Raw genomic sequence first — 17,498 nt, forward strand, 5'->3', positions numbered from 1 at the left:
CTTATTAGTGACAGATTTTCTTTTTCTCTGCAAACTAATTACTATTTGTTTTTAAAACTTGAATTTATGTTTAAAAGTGGGATGTAAGGTAAGAAGTAATCGATATTTTTCCATGGTTTAATTAGTTTTCTCAAATATAATTAAAAAAATTAATACAAAATAAAAACCGCTCTGAAAATCAGAACGGTTAGTATATAAATGGTCTCAGCGACACGCTATTACATCATTCCCGGCATTCCGCCACCCATTGGCATGGCAGGTTCGTCTTTTTTCACTTCAGTGATCACACATTCGGTGGTTAACAGCATTCCTGATACGGAAGCTGCGTTTTCAAGGGCTACTCTCGTTACTTTCGTAGGGTCGATGATCCCTGCTTCAAGCATGTTGACGTATTCGTCGGTTTTCGCATTGTATCCGAAGTCGGCAGTTCCTTCCGCTACTTTGGCTACGATTACGGAACCTTCACCTCCGGCGTTGGCAACGATTTGTCTCAACGGCTCTTCGATCGCTCTTTTTACGATTTTGATACCGGTGGTTTCATCAGAGTTAATTCCGGTAAGGTTTTCCAGTGAAGCGATGGCTCTTACCAAAGCAACACCACCTCCGGCAACGATTCCTTCTTCTACGGCAGCTCTTGTTGCGTGAAGGGCATCATCCACTCTGTCTTTTTTCTCTTTCATTTCCACTTCGGAAGCAGCGCCCACGTAAAGTACGGCAACCCCACCGGCTAACTTAGCCAGTCTTTCCTGAAGCTTCTCTCTGTCGTAGTCGGAAGTGGTCGTTTCCATCTGCGCTTTGATCTGGCTTACTCTTCCTTTGATCTTGCTTTCTTCACCGCCACCGTTTACAATGGTTGTGTTGTCTTTATCGATGGTTACTTTCTCAGCAGTTCCCAGCATATCCAAAGAAATGTTTTCCATGGTGAACCCTTGCTCTTCAGAGATTACGGTTCCGCCTGTAAGGATCGCGATATCTTCTAACATGGCTTTTCTTCTGTCTCCGAATCCTGGCGCTTTTACCGCAGCAATTTTAAGGGAACCTCTCAATTTGTTGACCACCAAAGTAGCCAAAGCTTCACCTTCCACTTCTTCAGAAATGATCAATAGGGATTTACCTCCCTGGGCAATCGGCTCAAGAACCGGAAGCAATTCTTTCATGGAAGAAATTTTCTTCTCTACCAGAAGGATGTATGGGTTTTCTACCTCAGCCACCATTTTCTCAGGGTTGGTTACGAAGTACGGAGACTGGTATCCTCTGTCGAACTGCATCCCTTCTACAACGTCTACCGTCGTATCGATTCCTTTCGCTTCTTCTACCGTGATTACCCCTTCTTTACCTACTTTTCCGAAAGCCTCAGCGATCAGTGCACCGATGGTTTCGTCGTTGTTGGCAGAAACGGAAGCTACCTGCTTCACCATTTCCGTAGAATCACCTACCGTTTTGGACTGGGATTTCAGGTTTTCCACAACAGCCGTTACCGCTTTGTCGATTCCTCTTTTAAGATCCATCGGGTTAGCCCCTGCTGCTACGTTCTTCAGACCTTCTCTTACGATCGCCTGAGCAAGAACCGTAGCGGTCGTCGTACCGTCACCGGCGATGTCGTTGGTTTTGGAAGCGACTTCCTTCACCATCTGGGCACCCATGTTTTCCACTCTGTCTTCCAGTTCGATTTCTTTTGCTACGGAAACCCCGTCCTTGGTTACGTGAGGCGCACCGAAAGATTTTTCAATCACTACGTTTCTTCCTTTAGGACCTAAGGTTACCTTTACTGCATTTGCCAATGCATCAACCCCTCTTTTTAAAGCGTCTCTAGACTCGATATCGAATTTTATTTCTTTTGCCATTGTTTTAAGCTTTTGGCGAATAGCTGTTGGCTTTTGGCCTCACCCATCCGCGGTTTTGATTTTATAATTTGATTTTAATTTTTGTTCAGCCTGTTCCAAAGGGTGACAAGCTTCTTTTTTAATGTGGTTAATTCTTGCAAAAGATCCTGATAATCATTTTCGTTGATGTATTTTAAATCTTTAGCGAGAATCCATTGGTTTTCGGCTTCGTTGGATGATCCCAGCGCAATATTGATGAAATTAGCAAACTCTTTATCAGAATTTCTTCCGCTGCCTTCCGAAATATTATATCCGGTGGAAGCAAACGATCTCCTGATCTGGGAAGTCAATCCAAAAATCTCTTTTTAGGAAAATTTTTGGTCGAGGTATACATCTTAAAGTTAATTGGTGACTCAATTGCCAAACCTCAAACTTTTTAAAATCCCTCATGCTAATCTATATGCATTACGGCATCAGCCAGAAGCCATCGGCCATTAGCCAATCACTCCCAGAAGATCTCCTTCTTTTACAATTAAATAATCTTTACCTTCCAGTTTCAACTCAGAACCGGAGTATTTTCCGTAAAGCACTTTGTCGCCCACCTGTACGGTTGTCGGCTCGTCTTTTTTACCAGGACCTACTGCCACGACGGTACCTTCCTGCGGCTTTTCTTTAGCGGTGTCCGGAATAATAATCCCTGAAGCGGTTTTCGTTTCTGCAGCGATCGGCTCGATCAAAACTCTGTCTGCTAATGGTTTAAAGTTTACTGACATAATATGTTTAATGTTTTAATTATTTCTGTCTTGTAATTCCCTAATAGTATGCCATCAGCCGTCTGTGACTGAAATGGCAGAATTTTTTCTGCAAGGACTGAAATTTTGGCAGAAAAAAAGCCCACAAAGGTGGACTTTCAGTATTGTTGTTTATCTGCAGGAAGCATCGTAATCATCGAGCAGCTTTTTGTACATGTTGGTGAACAGTTCCGTCCGGTATTTCATGTTGATCCTTGAAGCCTCAGCGCCTCTTTTTCCTTTCAGCAGGGCTTTACGCTCGGCATCGGCGGCTTTTTTATTTTCTTTGAAGGTCTTGTTGGAGAAGTAATCGTTCTTCCGGGCTTCATCCACTTTGGCCAGGAATTCCGGGCAGTCGGCACCCACTTCTTCGTAAGCCCGGTAAAACTTTTTGTACAGCTTTTTCATGTTGAATAAATCAAGCGGGGTCAGCGAGCTGTAATCTACCGGCGCTACGGCAAAGGTTTCGTTGGGCTTGCTCAGGTAAATCATTACATAGGTAAGCTGGCACTGGTCTTCATTCCCGTTGAATCCCGCGGAATTGCTGTCCCCGAAATCGGCTTTGCACAGCATGCTGCGGTAACCGTACATATTGATTTTCCCTTTTTCCATCAGCGGAAGCATCAGTACTTTTCCTTCGGATTCCACTTCCAGGTTGCTGTTGATTTCCTTCACCAGACGTTTATCCAGCTGGAACGTTTCCTGGGTCTCTTCGTTGGTGTAGATCAGGCTCTTGATATCAGAAACGGGGATCAGCTGAACCTGCGTATCGCTTTTTGCAGATTTGAATTTTACTTCCTTCCGGTCCAGGTTCGCGTACTTCGGGCCTCTTCCCATCACGCTGAAGGTAGCCACATCCGGGAGCATGAAATCCTGGGCAAATCCTTTTTTGGTGCTGCCGTCTTCCATGAGGATTTCGATGGGGATAAAATCCCGCTTTCCGGTGTAGAACTGTAAAGACTGGGCAAAGAACTGCTGTACCGAAAGCAGCAATAAAATCAGGAAGCTGAATTTTTTCATGGTTTTAATTTTTATAATCTGACAAAACTAAAAAAAGTACCCGGATGAGGAGTACTTTTTAATAATATTTGATAAAAAAAATTAGTTTTTCTTTCCGGCTGCCTGCATCGGGTTTACTCTTCCGTTGGAAGCACCTCTCGTAGCGCCGGCTTCTTTCTGCTTGAACAGATCGAATTTGGAAACCTGGGTGTTTCCGCCGTCGTTGCTCCAGAAATTGTTTGAGGTATCGATGTCAGCCGTTTCCCGCATCGGGTCCAGCTGGATGGACTTTAATTTCTTGTCGAAATAATAGGTCTTGGAAACTTTCTGCTCGTTCAGCCTCCAGATCTGGGCAGACGATTTGTCCTTTAATTTTGTTCCGTCTTCAAAGGTGAATTCCAGGATGATCGGCATAACCAGTCCGCCTTTGTTGGTAAAGTCGATCTGGTAAGCGGTCATATTTTTAAACTTGTCTTTTTCTTTTTGGGTCAAAGGTTCCGTTCCTTCGGATTTGAAAACGTATTCTTTGGTATTGTCCACTTTTTCCTGGCCTCTGTCGTAGCGGTAGTAGAAATCCTGAGCTTCCTTGTCTTTATCCACATAGAACGTAATGTTCTTGTCTTCGCGGTTCCTGATTTTTGAAATGTCTTCAAAATCATTCTGGGCAGGTTTGTCTACTTTATATTTGGTTTCCTTGGCTTCCCTTGGTGCCGTGTCAAGATCCGGTGTGGCAATGGTTACTTTGTCGATGGCGATATCCACGGGATCCGTTCCGTAGAACCATCCTCTCCAGAACCAGTCGAGGTCTTCGCCGCTCGCGTCTTCCATCGTCCTGAAGAAATCCGCCGGCTCAGGATGCCTGAAGGCCCATCTTTTCGCATAGGTTTTAAAGGCTTTGTCGAAAAGCTCTCTTCCCATGATCGTTTCCCGGAGGATATTCAGACCGGTTGCCGGTTTTGAGTAAGCGTTCGGACCGAACTGGATGATGTTTTCAGAATTAGACATGATCGGTTCCAGCTGATCTTTCGGCAGCTTCATATAGTCGGTGATCGTCCAGGCCGGACCTCTTTTGGACGGGAATTTATTGTCCCATCTTTCTTCGGTAAGGTATTCCACAAAGGTATTCAGTCCTTCGTCCATCCAGCTCCATTGTCTTTCGTCGGAGTTGATGATCATCGGGAAGAAGTTGTGCCCTACCTCATGAATGACTACCCCGAGCATTCCGTTCTTGATCCCTTCGGAATAGGTTCCGTCTTTTTCCGTTCTTCCGTAGTTGAAGCAGATCATCGGGTATTCCATCCCGTTGGCCGCTTCCACGGATTGTGCAACCGGGTAAGGATAAGGAATCGTAAACTCCGAATAGGTCTTGATGGTATGCGCTACCGCTTTGGTTGAATATTTACGGTATAAATTGTAAGCTTCTTTCGGGTAAAAGCTCATGGCCATTACCTTGTTGTTGTTTTCAGGAATGGTAACTCCCATCCCGTCCCAAACAAATTTCCTGGAAGACGTCCAGGCAAAATCCCTCACGTCATTGGCTTCAAAGCTCCAGGTCTTTCTCTGCTTAGAATGGTTTTTCTCAGCTTTTTTCGCTTCGTCCAGGGTCACGATCTCCACCGGTTCTCCTGAAGTTTTAGACTTGTTATACCGTGCTAATTGTTCAGACGTTAAAACCTGGTCGTAGTTTTTACATTCTCCCGTTCCGCCAACGACGTGGTCTGCCGGAACGTTCATATTTACTTTAAAATTTCCGAAAACCAGGGCAAATTCGCCTCTTCCGGTGAACTGGTGGTTCTGCCATCCGTGGAAGTCGCTGTAAACGCACATTCTCGGGTACCACTGCGTCATGGTATACAGGTCGTTTCCGTCTTCGGCAAAATTTTCATAACCGCCGCGGCCGCCCATTTTGATCCGGTTCGGGATGTTGTAGTTCCAGTCGATTTTAAAGACCAGCTTTTCTCCTTTTTTCAGGACTTTCGGCAGGTCGATCCGCATCATGGTTTTGTTGACCGTATATTTCAGCGGGGTCCCGGAAGCGTCAGTTACTTTTTCAAGGTTCACCCCGTAGCCGTTGTCGGCAGCAGGAACTTCCGTCGGACGGAGCTGCTGGTCGTTGGACGCTTTCGGAAGGGTAGAGGAGGAAGGGAAATCCGCCTTCTTTACCGTCGACTGCTGGTTTTCATCCAGCTGAAGCCAGATGTAATCCAGGTCGTCCGGAGAATTGTTGTAATAGGTAATGGTTTCCGAACCCTTCAGATTCCTTTTGTCTTCATCAAGATAGGCATTGATGGTATAATCTGCCCGGTTCTGCCAGTATCCGTGGCCCGGTGCTCCGGAGGCCGTTCTGTAGATGTTGGGTGTGGGAAGGATGGTTCCCAGCTGTTCAAACCGGTTTCCGTGGTTGCTCCCCGGATTGTTCTGGATATTTTGTGCGGTGAAACCTGTATACGCAAATACAGAAAGGGAAAGTATGGCAACTTTTAGTTTCATAACCGAAATTGTTTTAAGGATTTTCAAATATAACGATAAGTAGCTGAAAAACCGGAAATGTTTCAGCGTTAGAACGGAATTCTTTCCAATGTCATTTTCAGGGACAGCGCAAAAACGCCGGAAGAGACAAACAGCACCCAGTCTCTCTGATTGACTTTAAAGACTTTAAGCAGGATAAACAGCACGATCAGGATTCCGAAAACAATGGCAATCTGCCCGAGTTCCAACCCTATATTGAAGCCTAAAAGCGGTAAGGCGAGGCTCTGGCTTTTGGCAATCATTACCCGTGCGGTGTTGGCAAACCCCATTCCGTGGATCAGTCCGAAAATCAGGGCTAAATAATAATTGGCTTTCATCAGCGTCTGCTTTTTATTCTTCATCAGGATATTATCCAGTGAAGTAATCACAATCGTCAGCGGAATAAGAAATTCCACCCAGGCCGAATTGATTCTTACAATATCAAAGGTGCTTAAGGCTAAGGTGATCGAGTGGCCGACGGTAAAAGCCGTGATCAGAATTAGGATCTGCTTCAGATCATTAAATGAATAGACGGCAATCAGCGCCAAAACAAAAAGCTGATGGTCAAGGGCATCGAGTGAAATGATGTGTTCCCAGCCCAGGTTGAGGTAAAATAAAAAATCCTGCATTGTTAAATGATTTTTTCGAACTGCGATGATACAAAATTTATTTTAACTTTGTGTAAAATTAAACGGTATGATGGTCAATATAGAATTGGAAAATACGGCAGATTTCGCGTTTATCAAACAGTTTCTGGAAAATATAAAAGGCATCAAGTCGGTTTCCGTAGCGCAGGATGATGAATTGTATGAAGACGGTACCCCGAAATGGTTCATTGATAAGCTTTCTGAATATGCTGATAGTCTTGAAGAAAAAGATATGATTTCCGAGGAAGAGTTTTTTGCAAACGCCAGAAAAAAAGTATGCGAATTATATTCTCGGAAATAGCCAGCCGAAGTTATGAAAACATTATTGAACTTCTTTCCGAAACTTGACTGAGAAAGAAGTCGGCCTGTTTATCGATGAAGCAGAAAAGGTGGCCGGTAAATTAAAAGAAGGTAAATTTAATTTATATCAGAAATATTCTCATGATGTACGTTCTGCACTGATCGGTAAAAAACACGTCCGGATGTTTTTCCGTAAGGAAAATGACGATTTGATAAAAGTTCTTCCTTTCTTTGATATGCGGCAGGATCCGCAAAAAATTATTGACTTATTACAATGAAAAAACTCCTTTTCTTTTTTTCGGTATTGATATTTTTTTCCTTTACCGAAAGCAAGCATCCCTATCACGTTGGTTCGGTGGAAATCAACTACAATCAGAAATCAAAGACTTTTGAAATTACCGGACGTTTTTTTCTGGATGACCTGGAGAACGGGTTAAACACCAAATATGGGAAATCCCTGCATTTCAACGATCCGAAATTTAAAGCCCAGCTCAACGAATTCCTGAAAAATTACGCTTCCGAATATTTTAAGCTGAAAGCCAACAACAAATTCCTGAATGTAAATTATGTAGGTTACGAGGAAGATCATGAGTCCGTCAACATCTATCTTGAGTCTGAAAAGATCGAGGCTCCTAAAAAAGTAGAAGCTGCCGTGAGTTTCCTGTATAATTTATTTGATGACCAGATCAATATCGTCCATATCGTCGTGAACGGAGAACGCAAAAGCGAAAAGCTGACCTACCCGAACCGGTATCTGTTCCAGCAGTTTTAATCAGTTTTCCAGCTGCAGCAGGGCATGGATGCCTTTGGCGTGCTCCAACAGATCCGGAAAAAAATCATCATAACATTCCTGAAGGAAATTTTTATTTTTCAGAAAAGCTTCATGAACGGGAATATCCGTATTTAAATATTTAGCTTTGTTGAGCACATTCCGCATGCTGTAGCCGATGTTTTTTTCGTACCGGTAATTGTACAGCCAGTCGCCTTCTTCCATTTTTTCCAGCATTCTCCTGAAATTTTCGGGCAGGTATTCCTCATGTTCATTCAGAACACGATACACTTTTACCGAATGGTTTTTCCAACCTTTTAAGGAATGTAAATTCAGGTCATTGGCTACAAAATAATCCATGGCCACATCCACAAATGCTCCCGCATATAATCTTACCAAAGGCGCAAACGCCTTCTTCGCTTCATGGATAGCCGGATGGGCATCGGTAAATGTATCAATCGCCCGGTGCATCGTAATCCCGTCCTGAATGTCTTTCGGGAAAGAAAAGCGGTCCCTGTTCCGGATGAAATCCTCCAGGAACTGGCCGACGATCTGCCCGTCGGTGAAAGATAAAAAGGAATGGGCGAGGTAATTCATTACGTGAAGATAGGAAATTTTTGCAAGCGAAGCGTTGTTAGGGCTCAAAGCTCTAACAACGTTATCCTAGCAGCGCTAGGATCTCCTCCAGCGCCAGCATCGGATCATGAATCCCGTTGCTGATTTTAAACAAAGACGAATGGCGGTACTCTTCAACGTTTTGGGTAATGCCATATTTCAGCGGATTGTTATGGATGTAGTGAATCGTGTTAACTAGCTGCTGATTGGAAGTAATCAATATCCTTCTAAACGGTAATTCAAAAAGTTTTCCTGTTCTTCCGAAATGTTTATTGATGGCCTGGGTATAGCTGTTGAACGTGTTGGAAAACTGCTGGCTGATGATTTTGGAAACTTCGGTCTGATCTTTATGAGGAAAAGCTTCTCTGATTTCCTGTTCCGATTTTATACGGACAAGAAAGTGAAAATGATTCCGTAAAAGGCAATAGGCATATACCGTAGCAACGGAGAATATTTTATTCCGCATCAGAGAAAGGAAATAATGATAATTCTGTTCATTGAAGAATAACTTTTGTCCGTTAATTCCTCTGTTGAAAATGTGATAGAAGCATTGTGCTTCCAAAGGATAAACATTTTTTTTCATAAGCGTGTTTTTTAACGGTTAAAGGTTGTTAGAGCTTAGAGCTCTAACAACCTAGAAGAGGCGTTCGTGAAAATCTTCGATCTTGCTTACTTCTTCGATCTTGATTCCGAATTTTTTCTTCGGGAGTTTATTCAGATTGGAAATAAAAATCTTCTCGTAGCCTAATTTTTCGGCTTCGGTAATCCTTTGTTCGGCCTGGGCAATCGGGCGGATTTCCCCGCTGAGGCCAATTTCTCCGGCAAAACAGTAATGTTCGGAGATGGCAACGTCATCATTGGAGGATAGGATGGATGCTACGACGGCGAGATCCAGTGCGGGATCATCAGTCTTTATTCCTCCGGTAATGTTCAGGAAGACATCTTTGGCACCGAGCTGGAAGCCTGCTCTTTTTTCGAGGACGGCGAGCAGCATATTCAGTCTTTTGGCATCAAAACCGGTAGAACTCCTCTGTGGCGTTCCATATACGGCGGTGCTTACCAGGGCCTGGATTTCCAGCAGCATCGGCCGGTTTCCCTCCAGGGTCACTGCTACCGAATTTCCGGAAAGCTCCTCAAATTTTTTGGTGATGAGAATTTCAGAAGGGTTCTTAATTTCCTTTAGACCCTGGGAAACCATTTCGTAAATCCCGATCTCCGAAGTGGATCCGAAACGGTTCTTGTTGGCTCTGAGCAATCGGAAGAGGTGGTTTCGGTCGCCGTCAAAATTCAATACGACATCCACCATATGCTCCAATACTTTCGGGCCGGCGATCTGCCCGTCTTTGGTAATATGTCCCACTAAAAACACTGGGACATTGTTTTCTTTAGCGTATTTAATAATTTCGTTGGAGCATTCCCTGATCTGGGAAACGGTTCCCGGCGAGCTTTCAATCAGTTGTGACTGCAAGGTCTGGATGGAATCGATGATGACGAAATCAGGATCCAGCTTCTTGGCTTCGTGAAGGATTTTCTCAAGATTGGTTTCCGTGAAAAGGAAGCAGTTGGGATTCTGGATGTCCGTAAGCCGGTCGGCCCTCATTTTAATCTGGGAAGCGCTTTCTTCGCCTGAAACATAGAAAATTTTCTTTTTCATCTTCAAAGCCAGCTGAAGGAGCAGCGTGGATTTTCCGATTCCGGGCTCGCCACCGATCAAAGTAACGGAACCCAATACAATACCGCCACCAAGCACCCGGTTGAGCTCTTCGGAAGGCGTCTTGATCCTCGGTTCCTCACTGGTCTCTACCTCAATGATATTGATGACATTCTGTTTCGATTTTGAAAAAGGCGGGGTTTTGTGGGAAGAAGGTTTTTCCACGATTTCTTCTACCAGGGTATTCCACTGTCCGCAGCTTTTGCATTGCCCCATCCATTGGGAATACTGGGCGCCGCAATTCTGACAGAAATATGCTGTTTTTAATTTTGCCATACTGCGAAGTTCAAAAATTTTTTTGGATTTTTCCTCCGGATTTTAATTAATTTTCGTCCATGAAAAATATTTTTTTAAGCCTGGCAGTTTTTGTGGCCATGTCATTGTTACATACGCAATTTACAGATTGGGAAGTGGGTTTTCTGAAATTACCGGGCGGAAGTTATGGAATGTTCTCGGTATTTATGCTTATTTTTTGCTCTGTCATTACCGGAATAGGCCTGCTGACGGCTGTTATTTTCAGAAAAACGTATTATTCCATTCTGAGAATGGCTGTTTTATTCGAAATTATTTATCTTTTGTTCCTGATTATTTCAGGGAATAATCCCTTTTTATATTTTTATGAAGCGACTAATGAAAACCTTTTAATGATAATGGTTTATGGGAATGCAGTAGTTGTATTCATTATTATGTATTTAGTCCACTTGTTGTATTCTAAAATAAATTCATCGGCTGATAAAAAATAACATAGATCAACAGTATATTACGGCAACTGATTTATATTTGCTGAAGAAATTAATATAAAATAATAATATGAAAAAAGTATTTTTAACCTTTGTACTGGCATTATTCAGTATGGTGAGTTTTGCACAGACAGCATGGAAAGTAGATCCGATGCATTCTTCAGTAAATTTCAACATCAAGCACATGGGAATCAGTTTTGTGCAGGGACGGTTTGATAAATTTGACGGAAAAGTAATAGCCGCTGCTGATCATCTGAACAATGCGGAATTTTCTTTTTTTGTTGAGGTGAATTCTATCAACACCGGTGTTGAAATGAGAGACAAGCATCTTAAGAGTGCGGACTTCTTCGATACTGAAAAATTTCCGAGAATGACTTTTGAATCAGGATCCGTTACGAAAGATAAAAACAATACCTATCTGCTGAAAGGAAAACTGACGATTAAGGACGTAACCAGGGAGATTACCGTTCCGGTAACTTTCGGAGGGGTAAGTAAAAACCAACAGGGAAAAGAAGTAATGGGATTCCAGGCCACCTTCAAAGTAAACCGTCTGGATTATAACATCAAGTATGATCCTACAGGAGCCGGTGTAGCCAAAGACGTTGATGTTAACTTATATTTTGAGTTAATCAAACAATAATCTAATTACATCAATTTGGTTTTAGAAAAAGGTTTTCAGGATATTGAAAACCTTTTTTGCTTTTAAGATGTTATGCTATTGAGCGGTCTGATCCTTTATTTTTCTGATAACGATAGCCTGCAATAAACATGACCAGTGCAGGTAAGAAAAGGAAAAATCCTACAGCTCCTAGGTATTTACTAAGCAATAAAGCGGCTAAAATGAAGATCAATCCCGCCAGGAAATAATAATTGGCAACCCGTAGATTCCGGTATCCGCGATTGTTTCTGCGATAAGGGATAATGATAAAGCTAAGGTGCGCCAGAATGGCTCCGTTCATAACATCAATCAGATGGTGCTGATAAGTCGTCAGTGTCGAAATGCCTAAAAGAATCAGCCAGATCATTAGGAAAATCCGCCATTTTGAAAGATCTTTAAATACGGACCAGAATACAAAAGCGAAAGCAATATGCAGCGACGGAGATTGATTGAAAGGCGAGTCGAATGTTTTCAGAAATGAAAAAGGCAGCCCCAGAATACTGTGGGAAACTTCAGGTTTGGCAAATGAAAACCGTAAGGGAATGGTAATGAAAAAGATGCCGGCTATAATGGTTACAAAAAGCATACGCCAGGTTAATATTTTTAACTGGTATTTATCCTTGCAGGAAAAAAATACGGTGCAGAAAAAAAGCCCGCCTGCCATATACGGAATAATGGATAAAGGCAGAAAGGGAATCGATTTTTCGAAATCAAAGGTGAATGAGGGGACGTGATCCAAAGAAGAAGCATACCAGGTGCAAAGATTGTAAACCATCATGAATACAACCGTACAGAGGGTTAATGCAAATGCCTGCTGCCGGATTTTCAATTGTTTTTCCGTCATTCTCTTTTTTAACATCACGATATTCAGCAACGAATAGGAAATGCCCGATCGTGATTTCATCATGCGTTTTACCTTTGAAGGCGAAATGGCTGTTTTTTGTTCTTCAATCACCTTGGAAATGATTTTATGTCAGTTAAAAATGAGTTTTATTGGTAACCTGAAGCGATGGTATTTAAGGAAAAAACTTCGGCATTCTGCCATTCGCAGGATAACGCAGGGTATAATTGAATGAACCGAAATTTTATTTTTAGTATAAAGAAACGGTAAAAGGCTCGGCAGCTGCTGCACCTTTGACTTGTGGTATGTGCGGAAATCATTGTTAATATTGACTTTTTTGCGTTTTGGATTATCAAATATAAATAAAAAAAATTGTTAAATTTCAGAAAACACCCTGCTATTTTCCAATTGATAAATCTAAAAAATTGCTTTGTATTTCTTTTTCCCATAACTTTGCACAAACCTAATCTAATGAGTAAAAAGAATACTAAGTACATCTTTGTGACAGGAGGTGTGACTTCATCTTTGGGAAAGGGAATCGTTTCTGCTTCTCTGGGCCTTCTACTAAAATCACGTGGCTTCAACGTAACCATCCAAAAGCTTGATCCTTACATCAACATTGATCCGGGAACTTTGAATCCGTATGAACATGGAGAATGCTATGTAACCGAAGACGGTGCGGAGACGGATCTGGATTTAGGTCACTATGAGCGCTACCTGGATGCGCCGACTTCCCAAAACAACAACGTTACGACAGGGAAAATCTACCAGACGGTAATTGAAAAGGAAAGAAAAGGAGATTTCCTGGGGAAAACGGTTCAGGTAATTCCTCACATCACGAACGAAATCAAACGGAGAATTAAAATTTTATCCAAACAGGATTATGACATCATCATTACAGAGATCGGTGGGACGGTAGGCGATATTGAATCCCTTCCCTATATCGAAACGGTTCGTCAGCTGAAATGGGAACTGGGAGAAAAGAATTCAATGGTGATTCACCTTACTTTATTGCCATATCTTGCTTCCAGCGGAGAATTAAAAACAAAACCTTCCCAGCATTCGGTTCGCCAGCTGATGGAAAGCGGAATCATGGCGGACGTCCTGGTTTGCCGTACGGAGCATAAAATCCCGAAGGATCAGAGAGCAAAATTAGCCCAGTTCTGTAATGTTCCGTTGGACAATGTAATTGAATGTAAAGATCTCGAGACCATCTATGAAGTTCCGATGTACCTTCAGAAGCAGAACTTCGATGATGTGGTTTTAAAAGAACTGGATCTGAAAAGCGATAAGGACGCAGATCTTAAAGAATGGAAAACCTTTTTAAAAAAATTCCAGAATCCTAAGAAATCGGTGGAGATCGCTTTGGTTGGAAAATATGTTTCCCTGCAGGATTCATACATTTCAATTGCCGAGGCTTTCAAACACGCCGGTGCGGACCAGGAAACCGAAGTGAAGATCAGATGGGTATACAGCGGAGATCTTACAAAAGAAAATATAGAAGAAACCTTAGCCGGGGTAAACGGTATCCTTGTGGCTCCCGGATTCGGCGACCGGGGAATTGAAGGAAAAGTACTGACGGCTCAGTATGCCCGGGAAAATAAAGTTCCGATGCTGGGAATCTGTCTGGGAATGCAGATCATGACCATCGAGTTTGCGAGAAATGTTTTAGGATATTCTAAAGCCAACTCCATGGAATTCGATACTTCCACGGAACATCCTGTCATTTCACTCATGGAAGAGCAGAAAAATGTAGTGGATAAAGGCGGAACCATGCGTTTGGGAGCATGGAAATGTTCTTTAAAAAATGGCTCTAAGCTTAACGATATTTACGGTGCTAAAAATATTACAGAGAGACACCGTCACCGGTATGAATTCAACAGCGATTATATCGGGGAATTTGAGAAAAACGGTTTTCAGGCTACCGGAACAAATCCTGAAACGGGATTGGTAGAAGCATTGGAAATGCCGGATCACCCGTTCTACGTAGGGGTTCAGTATCACCCGGAATATAAGAGTACGGTTTATACACCGCACCCTTTATTTATTGCTTTTGTGAAAGCATGTGCCCAGAAGTAAAGTAATTAAAAATTAAAGACGTCATATAAAACTCAGGCTGAGAATAATCAGCCTGAGTTTATTATATAGTAATAGATTAAAGGATAGAGTTTTGATAAAAAAACAGTATTTTTGTCGACTTAAATCAGGTACATGAGATCGTGTACGGAAAAAGATAAAATTTAATTAAAGATAAAATGCAACAGAACAACGGACTCGATAAAAGTCAGATTATCAGTTTTGCGGTTTTATGTGTGGTTCTTTTCGGATTCATGTTTTATTTCCAGAACAAGCAGTCGAAAGAGGATCAGATGAAAGCTGAGCAACAGAAGACCGAGCAGGTAAAAAATGCCGTAAAACCCACTCAGGCAAACAATATCAATCCTAATGTAACGCCGAATTCCATTCAGACCGCCACTTTGGCAAACAATGCACTGAAACTTGAGTTCAATAGCTTGGGAGGACAGGTTTCTAAAGTGGAACTGGTAAAATACAAAGCCTATGATCACAAAACAGATCAGGCAGACCTTCCGCTGTACCTGATCACGAAAAACAATTCGAATTACGGATTCCAGTTTAAAGATAAAACCGGGAAAACCATCAACACGAAAGATTTGGTTTTTGCTCCGGCGGTTAGCGGAAATGTTGCTACTTTAACGGCCAACTACAATGGGGCAACGATTCAGTTCGTTTATACCTTAAATAATAATCCGAAAGCCGAACTGAAAGACCAGTATGCCGTGGACTTTAAAGTAAGAACACAGGGGCTTTCAAAAATTACGGCCGACAGTAAAGCGGATTTCATCTGGGATTACAATGTAAGAAATCTTGAAAAGGGTAGAGCCCAGGAACAATCCCACTCAGAATTTTCTTACGCATTTAATAATTATAAAGATTATGACTATGACGGAAGAACAACGATGGACGAAGAAAAGGAGACCCTTAACTGGATTGGTGTTAAGCAGCAGTTCTTTGCATCCGTAATTGAATCGAAAACAGGATTTACCCAAAGTAAAGGAAACCAGGAAAATGTAGAGGAAGGGGAGTACCTGAAAAAATTAAATTACGAAGGTTTTGTGCAGATGACCGGCAGTGAGCTGAATCAGGATTTCACCTGGTACTTTATGCCGTTGGATTTGCCGTTATTAAAATCCTATGACAAAAACTTTGATGAGATCCTTCCGCTGGGATGGGCTTTTATCGGATGGATGAACAGAGGATTCTTTATTCCTATTTATAATTTTATTGCCTCTTGGGGATTAACCGCAGGTTGGGCCATTTTCCTATTAACAATTTTGGTTAAACTGATCCTGTCGCCGATTATGTATAAGCAGCATAAGTTAAGTGCGATGATGAGGGTGATTCGTCCGGAAATCGATGAGGTAAATGCCAAATTCAAGGATGCAGATCCTATGAAAAAGCAGCAGACTACGATGGAAGTATACCGGAAAGCTGGTGTAAATCAAATGGCGGGATGTCTTCCGGCATTGGTTCAGATCCCGATTTTTTATGCCTTGTTCCGTTTCTTCCCGAATTTTATTGACCTGAGAGGGAAGGGGTTTTGGTTTGCCAAAGATTTAACGGCTTATGATGATCTGATTAAATTGCCTTTCAAAATTCCTTTTTTAGGAGACCATTTGAGTATTTTTGCTTTGGCTTGTACGGTGGTGATCTTAATTTATACGGTAATGACTTCAGGGAATATGCAGCAGCCGCAACAGGAAGGTATGCCGAACATGAAAGTACTGATGTATATCTTCCCGATTACATTCCTGTTCTTCCTGAATACGTCTGCGTCCGGTCTTTCATGGTATTATTTCGTATCGAATGCCATCAATATCCTGATCATCCTTGTTATTAAATATATAATTCTGGACGAAAAGAAAATCCATGCCCAGATCCAGGCAAACAAGGAAAAGCCGAAATCCGAAGGGAAATTCCAGAAAAAAATGCGGGAGATGATGGAAAAAGCTCAACAGCAGCAAGCCTATCAGGAACAGCAGAAAAATAAAAAGAAATAGTTTCTATTTTCATTCATAAAAAATCCGTCTCATTTTTGAGGCGGATTTTGCTTTTCTGAAAATAAAGTCGTTATTCAAACAAATCTGCCTTTAATTGTAAGGGAGATTTTTCGGTATATATAATAAGGTGTAATCTACAATAAGTCTAATCGTATTTCAGCCTGAAAGATTGCCGGTGATGTTTTGTCGGCCCAAATTTAATTAAGGCTTCCTGATGCTTTTTGGTGGCATAGCCAAAATTGGTATCCCATCCATATTCCGGATGCTCGTCGTGAAGTTCAATCATTAATTGATCCCGGTAATTCTTTGCCAGAATAGAAGCGGCAGCAATGGAGAGTACTTTTGAGTCGCCTTTGATAATACATTCATGGGGAATAAAATTATATGGATGAAACCGGTTACCATCAACCAGAATCAGTTCCGGCCTTATGGTTAATTGATCGAGTGCCCGGTGCATCGCATGAATGCTGGCATTCAAAATGTTATGCTCATCTATAAAAGCCGGAGGAAGTTCTGCAATCGCATACTCTTTTACATGGTCTTTTATATAACCGTCAAGATCCATCCTTGTCTTAAAGTTAAGTTTTTTTGAATCATTAACTAAATTCTGGTTAAAACTTTCATCCAAAACCACAGCCGCCGCTACCACAGGACCACATAAACAGCCTCGTCCCACTTCATCACATCCTGCTTCCACATAAAAAACCGACCATTTTTTTATTAAATCCATTGCTAAAAATATTTGTAAAATTAAAGATTCTAGGCTAATGAAAAAATGATAAATATCTCTTTTGAAAAAATGGTATCTAATGTTATGATTATTAGAGTTTCTTAGGTGCTAAAATGTTAAAGTCTTAATTTTCTAAAATAAAATTATATGCTATGCATTATATTTATTTGTTGGATAAATCATTTTTTTTATCGTAAAAAACTATTAGTTAATAGTTTATGTATAAATAGTAGTCAGGCAATTTGATTTATTACCTAATGAGATAAAATTATATATATGGCTATTTT

The 17,498-nt window shown here is 41.7% G+C and carries 18 protein-coding genes; 7 read left to right on the top strand and 11 right to left on the bottom strand.

All coding sequences use genetic code 11. From position 1 onward, the window contains the following. Nucleotides 1–218: 218 nt before the first annotated feature. The 6 genes from groL to FY557_RS18160 all read right to left on the bottom strand — a co-directional run bounded on the left by groL (nucleotide 219) and on the right by FY557_RS18160 (nucleotide 6,750). Nucleotides 219–1,844 carry a chaperonin GroEL gene (gene groL, locus FY557_RS18135; protein ID WP_149248652.1) on the bottom strand — a complete coding sequence of 542 codons (1,626 nt, stop codon included), beginning with the start codon at nucleotides 1,842–1,844 and terminating at the stop codon, nucleotides 219–221. Nucleotides 1,845–1,918: 74 nt separating this feature from the next. Continuing rightward, a complete protein-coding gene (locus tag FY557_RS18140) occupies nucleotides 1,919–2,173 on the bottom strand; it encodes a four helix bundle protein (protein ID WP_228451832.1) in 255 nt (84 codons plus the stop codon). A 144-nt stretch (nucleotides 2,174–2,317) separates the two neighbouring features. Next, nucleotides 2,318–2,596, bottom strand: coding sequence for a co-chaperone GroES (gene groES, locus FY557_RS18145; protein ID WP_080776869.1), 279 nt, complete (start codon nucleotides 2,594–2,596; stop codon nucleotides 2,318–2,320). A gap of 150 nt (nucleotides 2,597–2,746) precedes the next feature. Continuing rightward, nucleotides 2,747–3,634 (bottom strand): hypothetical protein, encoded by an 888-nt coding sequence (locus FY557_RS18150; protein ID WP_149248653.1) that lies wholly within the window; start codon nucleotides 3,632–3,634, stop codon nucleotides 2,747–2,749. A gap of 81 nt (nucleotides 3,635–3,715) precedes the next feature. Beyond that, nucleotides 3,716–6,103, bottom strand: coding sequence for a M1 family metallopeptidase (locus FY557_RS18155; RefSeq protein ID WP_149248654.1), 2,388 nt, complete (start codon nucleotides 6,101–6,103; stop codon nucleotides 3,716–3,718). Between the two features lie 68 nt (nucleotides 6,104–6,171). Then, nucleotides 6,172–6,750 carry a HupE/UreJ family protein gene (locus tag FY557_RS18160; protein WP_149248655.1) on the bottom strand — a complete coding sequence of 193 codons (579 nt, stop codon included), beginning with the start codon at nucleotides 6,748–6,750 and terminating at the stop codon, nucleotides 6,172–6,174. 67 nt (nucleotides 6,751–6,817) lie between these two features. Between FY557_RS18160 and FY557_RS18165 the strand changes: the two genes are divergently transcribed. From FY557_RS18165 to FY557_RS18175, 3 genes are read left to right on the top strand one after another with little or no spacing between them, the layout of a single operon-like run. Further along, the gene (locus tag FY557_RS18165; RefSeq protein ID WP_149248656.1) at nucleotides 6,818–7,069 is read left to right on the top strand and encodes a hypothetical protein; all 252 of its coding nucleotides are present in this window, start codon (nucleotides 6,818–6,820) and stop codon (nucleotides 7,067–7,069) included. Nucleotides 7,070–7,112: 43 nt separating this feature from the next. Continuing rightward, nucleotides 7,113–7,346 (top strand): hypothetical protein, encoded by a 234-nt coding sequence (locus FY557_RS18170; protein ID WP_149248657.1) that lies wholly within the window; start codon nucleotides 7,113–7,115, stop codon nucleotides 7,344–7,346. After that, a complete protein-coding gene (locus FY557_RS18175; protein ID WP_149248658.1) occupies nucleotides 7,343–7,840 on the top strand; it encodes a DUF6702 family protein in 498 nt (165 codons plus the stop codon). Before FY557_RS18170 ends, FY557_RS18175 begins: the two co-directional genes overlap by 4 nt. Here FY557_RS18175 and FY557_RS18180 read toward each other — a convergent pair whose 3' ends face one another. From FY557_RS18180 to radA, 3 genes are read right to left on the bottom strand one after another with little or no spacing between them, the layout of a single operon-like run. Then, nucleotides 7,841–8,482 carry an ACP phosphodiesterase gene (locus FY557_RS18180; RefSeq protein WP_228451833.1) on the bottom strand — a complete coding sequence of 214 codons (642 nt, stop codon included), beginning with the start codon at nucleotides 8,480–8,482 and terminating at the stop codon, nucleotides 7,841–7,843. Between the two features lie 13 nt (nucleotides 8,483–8,495). Then, nucleotides 8,496–9,035, bottom strand: a complete 540-nt coding sequence (locus tag FY557_RS18185; protein ID WP_228451834.1) for a hypothetical protein — start codon at nucleotides 9,033–9,035, stop codon at nucleotides 8,496–8,498. Between the two features lie 51 nt (nucleotides 9,036–9,086). Then, the gene (gene radA, locus FY557_RS18190) at nucleotides 9,087–10,439 is read right to left on the bottom strand and encodes a DNA repair protein RadA (protein WP_149248659.1); all 1,353 of its coding nucleotides are present in this window, start codon (nucleotides 10,437–10,439) and stop codon (nucleotides 9,087–9,089) included. A 59-nt stretch (nucleotides 10,440–10,498) separates the two neighbouring features. Here radA and FY557_RS18195 point away from each other — a divergent pair, with 59 nt between their 5' ends. Both FY557_RS18195 and FY557_RS18200 read left to right on the top strand, forming a co-directional pair. Beyond that, complete coding sequence (locus FY557_RS18195; RefSeq protein WP_149248660.1) at nucleotides 10,499–10,906, top strand: hypothetical protein; 408 nt, start codon at nucleotides 10,499–10,501, stop codon at nucleotides 10,904–10,906. A gap of 67 nt (nucleotides 10,907–10,973) precedes the next feature. Continuing rightward, nucleotides 10,974–11,543, top strand: coding sequence for a YceI family protein (locus FY557_RS18200; protein ID WP_149248661.1), 570 nt, complete (start codon nucleotides 10,974–10,976; stop codon nucleotides 11,541–11,543). Nucleotides 11,544–11,613: 70 nt separating this feature from the next. Here the strand turns inward: FY557_RS18200 and FY557_RS18205 are convergent, their stop codons facing one another. After that, nucleotides 11,614–12,516: a phosphatase PAP2 family protein gene (locus tag FY557_RS18205; protein WP_149248662.1), complete on the bottom strand. Its 903-nt coding sequence runs from the start codon at nucleotides 12,514–12,516 to the stop codon at nucleotides 11,614–11,616. A gap of 357 nt (nucleotides 12,517–12,873) precedes the next feature. On the opposite strand from FY557_RS18205, the gene FY557_RS18210 reads away from it, so the two are divergent. Together FY557_RS18210 and yidC are read left to right on the top strand one after the other, a co-directional pair. Next, entirely contained in the window at nucleotides 12,874–14,481 is a 1,608-nt protein-coding gene (locus tag FY557_RS18210; RefSeq protein ID WP_149248663.1) for a CTP synthase, read from the top strand. Between the two features lie 176 nt (nucleotides 14,482–14,657). After that, complete coding sequence (gene yidC / locus FY557_RS18215) at nucleotides 14,658–16,481, top strand: membrane protein insertase YidC (protein WP_149248664.1); 1,824 nt, start codon at nucleotides 14,658–14,660, stop codon at nucleotides 16,479–16,481. A gap of 145 nt (nucleotides 16,482–16,626) precedes the next feature. On the opposite strand, the gene FY557_RS18220 is transcribed toward yidC, so the two are convergent. Then, the gene (locus FY557_RS18220) at nucleotides 16,627–17,211 is read right to left on the bottom strand and encodes a ribonuclease HII (protein ID WP_149248665.1); all 585 of its coding nucleotides are present in this window, start codon (nucleotides 17,209–17,211) and stop codon (nucleotides 16,627–16,629) included. Nucleotides 17,212–17,498: the final 287 nt, after the last annotated feature.

Origin of the sequence: Chryseobacterium sp. SN22, assembly GCF_008329705.1 — a bacterium.
Taxonomy (GTDB): Bacteria; Bacteroidota; Bacteroidia; order Flavobacteriales; family Weeksellaceae; genus Chryseobacterium.

What these genes read in the sequence shown, in the direction of transcription:
- groL (WP_149248652.1), bottom strand. Translation starts at nt 1,844, where the DNA reads ATGGCAAAAGAAATAAAATTCGATATCGAGTCTAGAGACGCTTTAAAA.
- groES (WP_080776869.1), bottom strand. Translation starts at nt 2,596, where the DNA reads ATGTCAGTAAACTTTAAACCATTAGCAGACAGAGTTTTGATCGAGCCG.
- FY557_RS18150 (WP_149248653.1), bottom strand. Translation starts at nt 3,634, where the DNA reads ATGAAAAAATTCAGCTTCCTGATTTTATTGCTGCTTTCGGTACAGCAG.
- FY557_RS18155 (WP_149248654.1), bottom strand. Translation starts at nt 6,103, where the DNA reads ATGAAACTAAAAGTTGCCATACTTTCCCTTTCTGTATTTGCGTATACA.
- FY557_RS18160 (WP_149248655.1), bottom strand. Translation starts at nt 6,750, where the DNA reads ATGCAGGATTTTTTATTTTACCTCAACCTGGGCTGGGAACACATCATT.
- FY557_RS18165 (WP_149248656.1), top strand. Translation starts at nt 6,818, where the DNA reads ATGATGGTCAATATAGAATTGGAAAATACGGCAGATTTCGCGTTTATC.
- FY557_RS18175 (WP_149248658.1), top strand. Translation starts at nt 7,343, where the DNA reads ATGAAAAAACTCCTTTTCTTTTTTTCGGTATTGATATTTTTTTCCTTT.
- FY557_RS18185 (WP_228451834.1), bottom strand. Translation starts at nt 9,035, where the DNA reads ATGAAAAAAAATGTTTATCCTTTGGAAGCACAATGCTTCTATCACATT.
- radA (WP_149248659.1), bottom strand. Translation starts at nt 10,439, where the DNA reads ATGGCAAAATTAAAAACAGCATATTTCTGTCAGAATTGCGGCGCCCAG.
- FY557_RS18195 (WP_149248660.1), top strand. Translation starts at nt 10,499, where the DNA reads ATGAAAAATATTTTTTTAAGCCTGGCAGTTTTTGTGGCCATGTCATTG.
- FY557_RS18200 (WP_149248661.1), top strand. Translation starts at nt 10,974, where the DNA reads ATGAAAAAAGTATTTTTAACCTTTGTACTGGCATTATTCAGTATGGTG.
- FY557_RS18210 (WP_149248663.1), top strand. Translation starts at nt 12,874, where the DNA reads ATGAGTAAAAAGAATACTAAGTACATCTTTGTGACAGGAGGTGTGACT.
- yidC (WP_149248664.1), top strand. Translation starts at nt 14,658, where the DNA reads ATGCAACAGAACAACGGACTCGATAAAAGTCAGATTATCAGTTTTGCG.
- FY557_RS18220 (WP_149248665.1), bottom strand. Translation starts at nt 17,211, where the DNA reads ATGGATTTAATAAAAAAATGGTCGGTTTTTTATGTGGAAGCAGGATGT.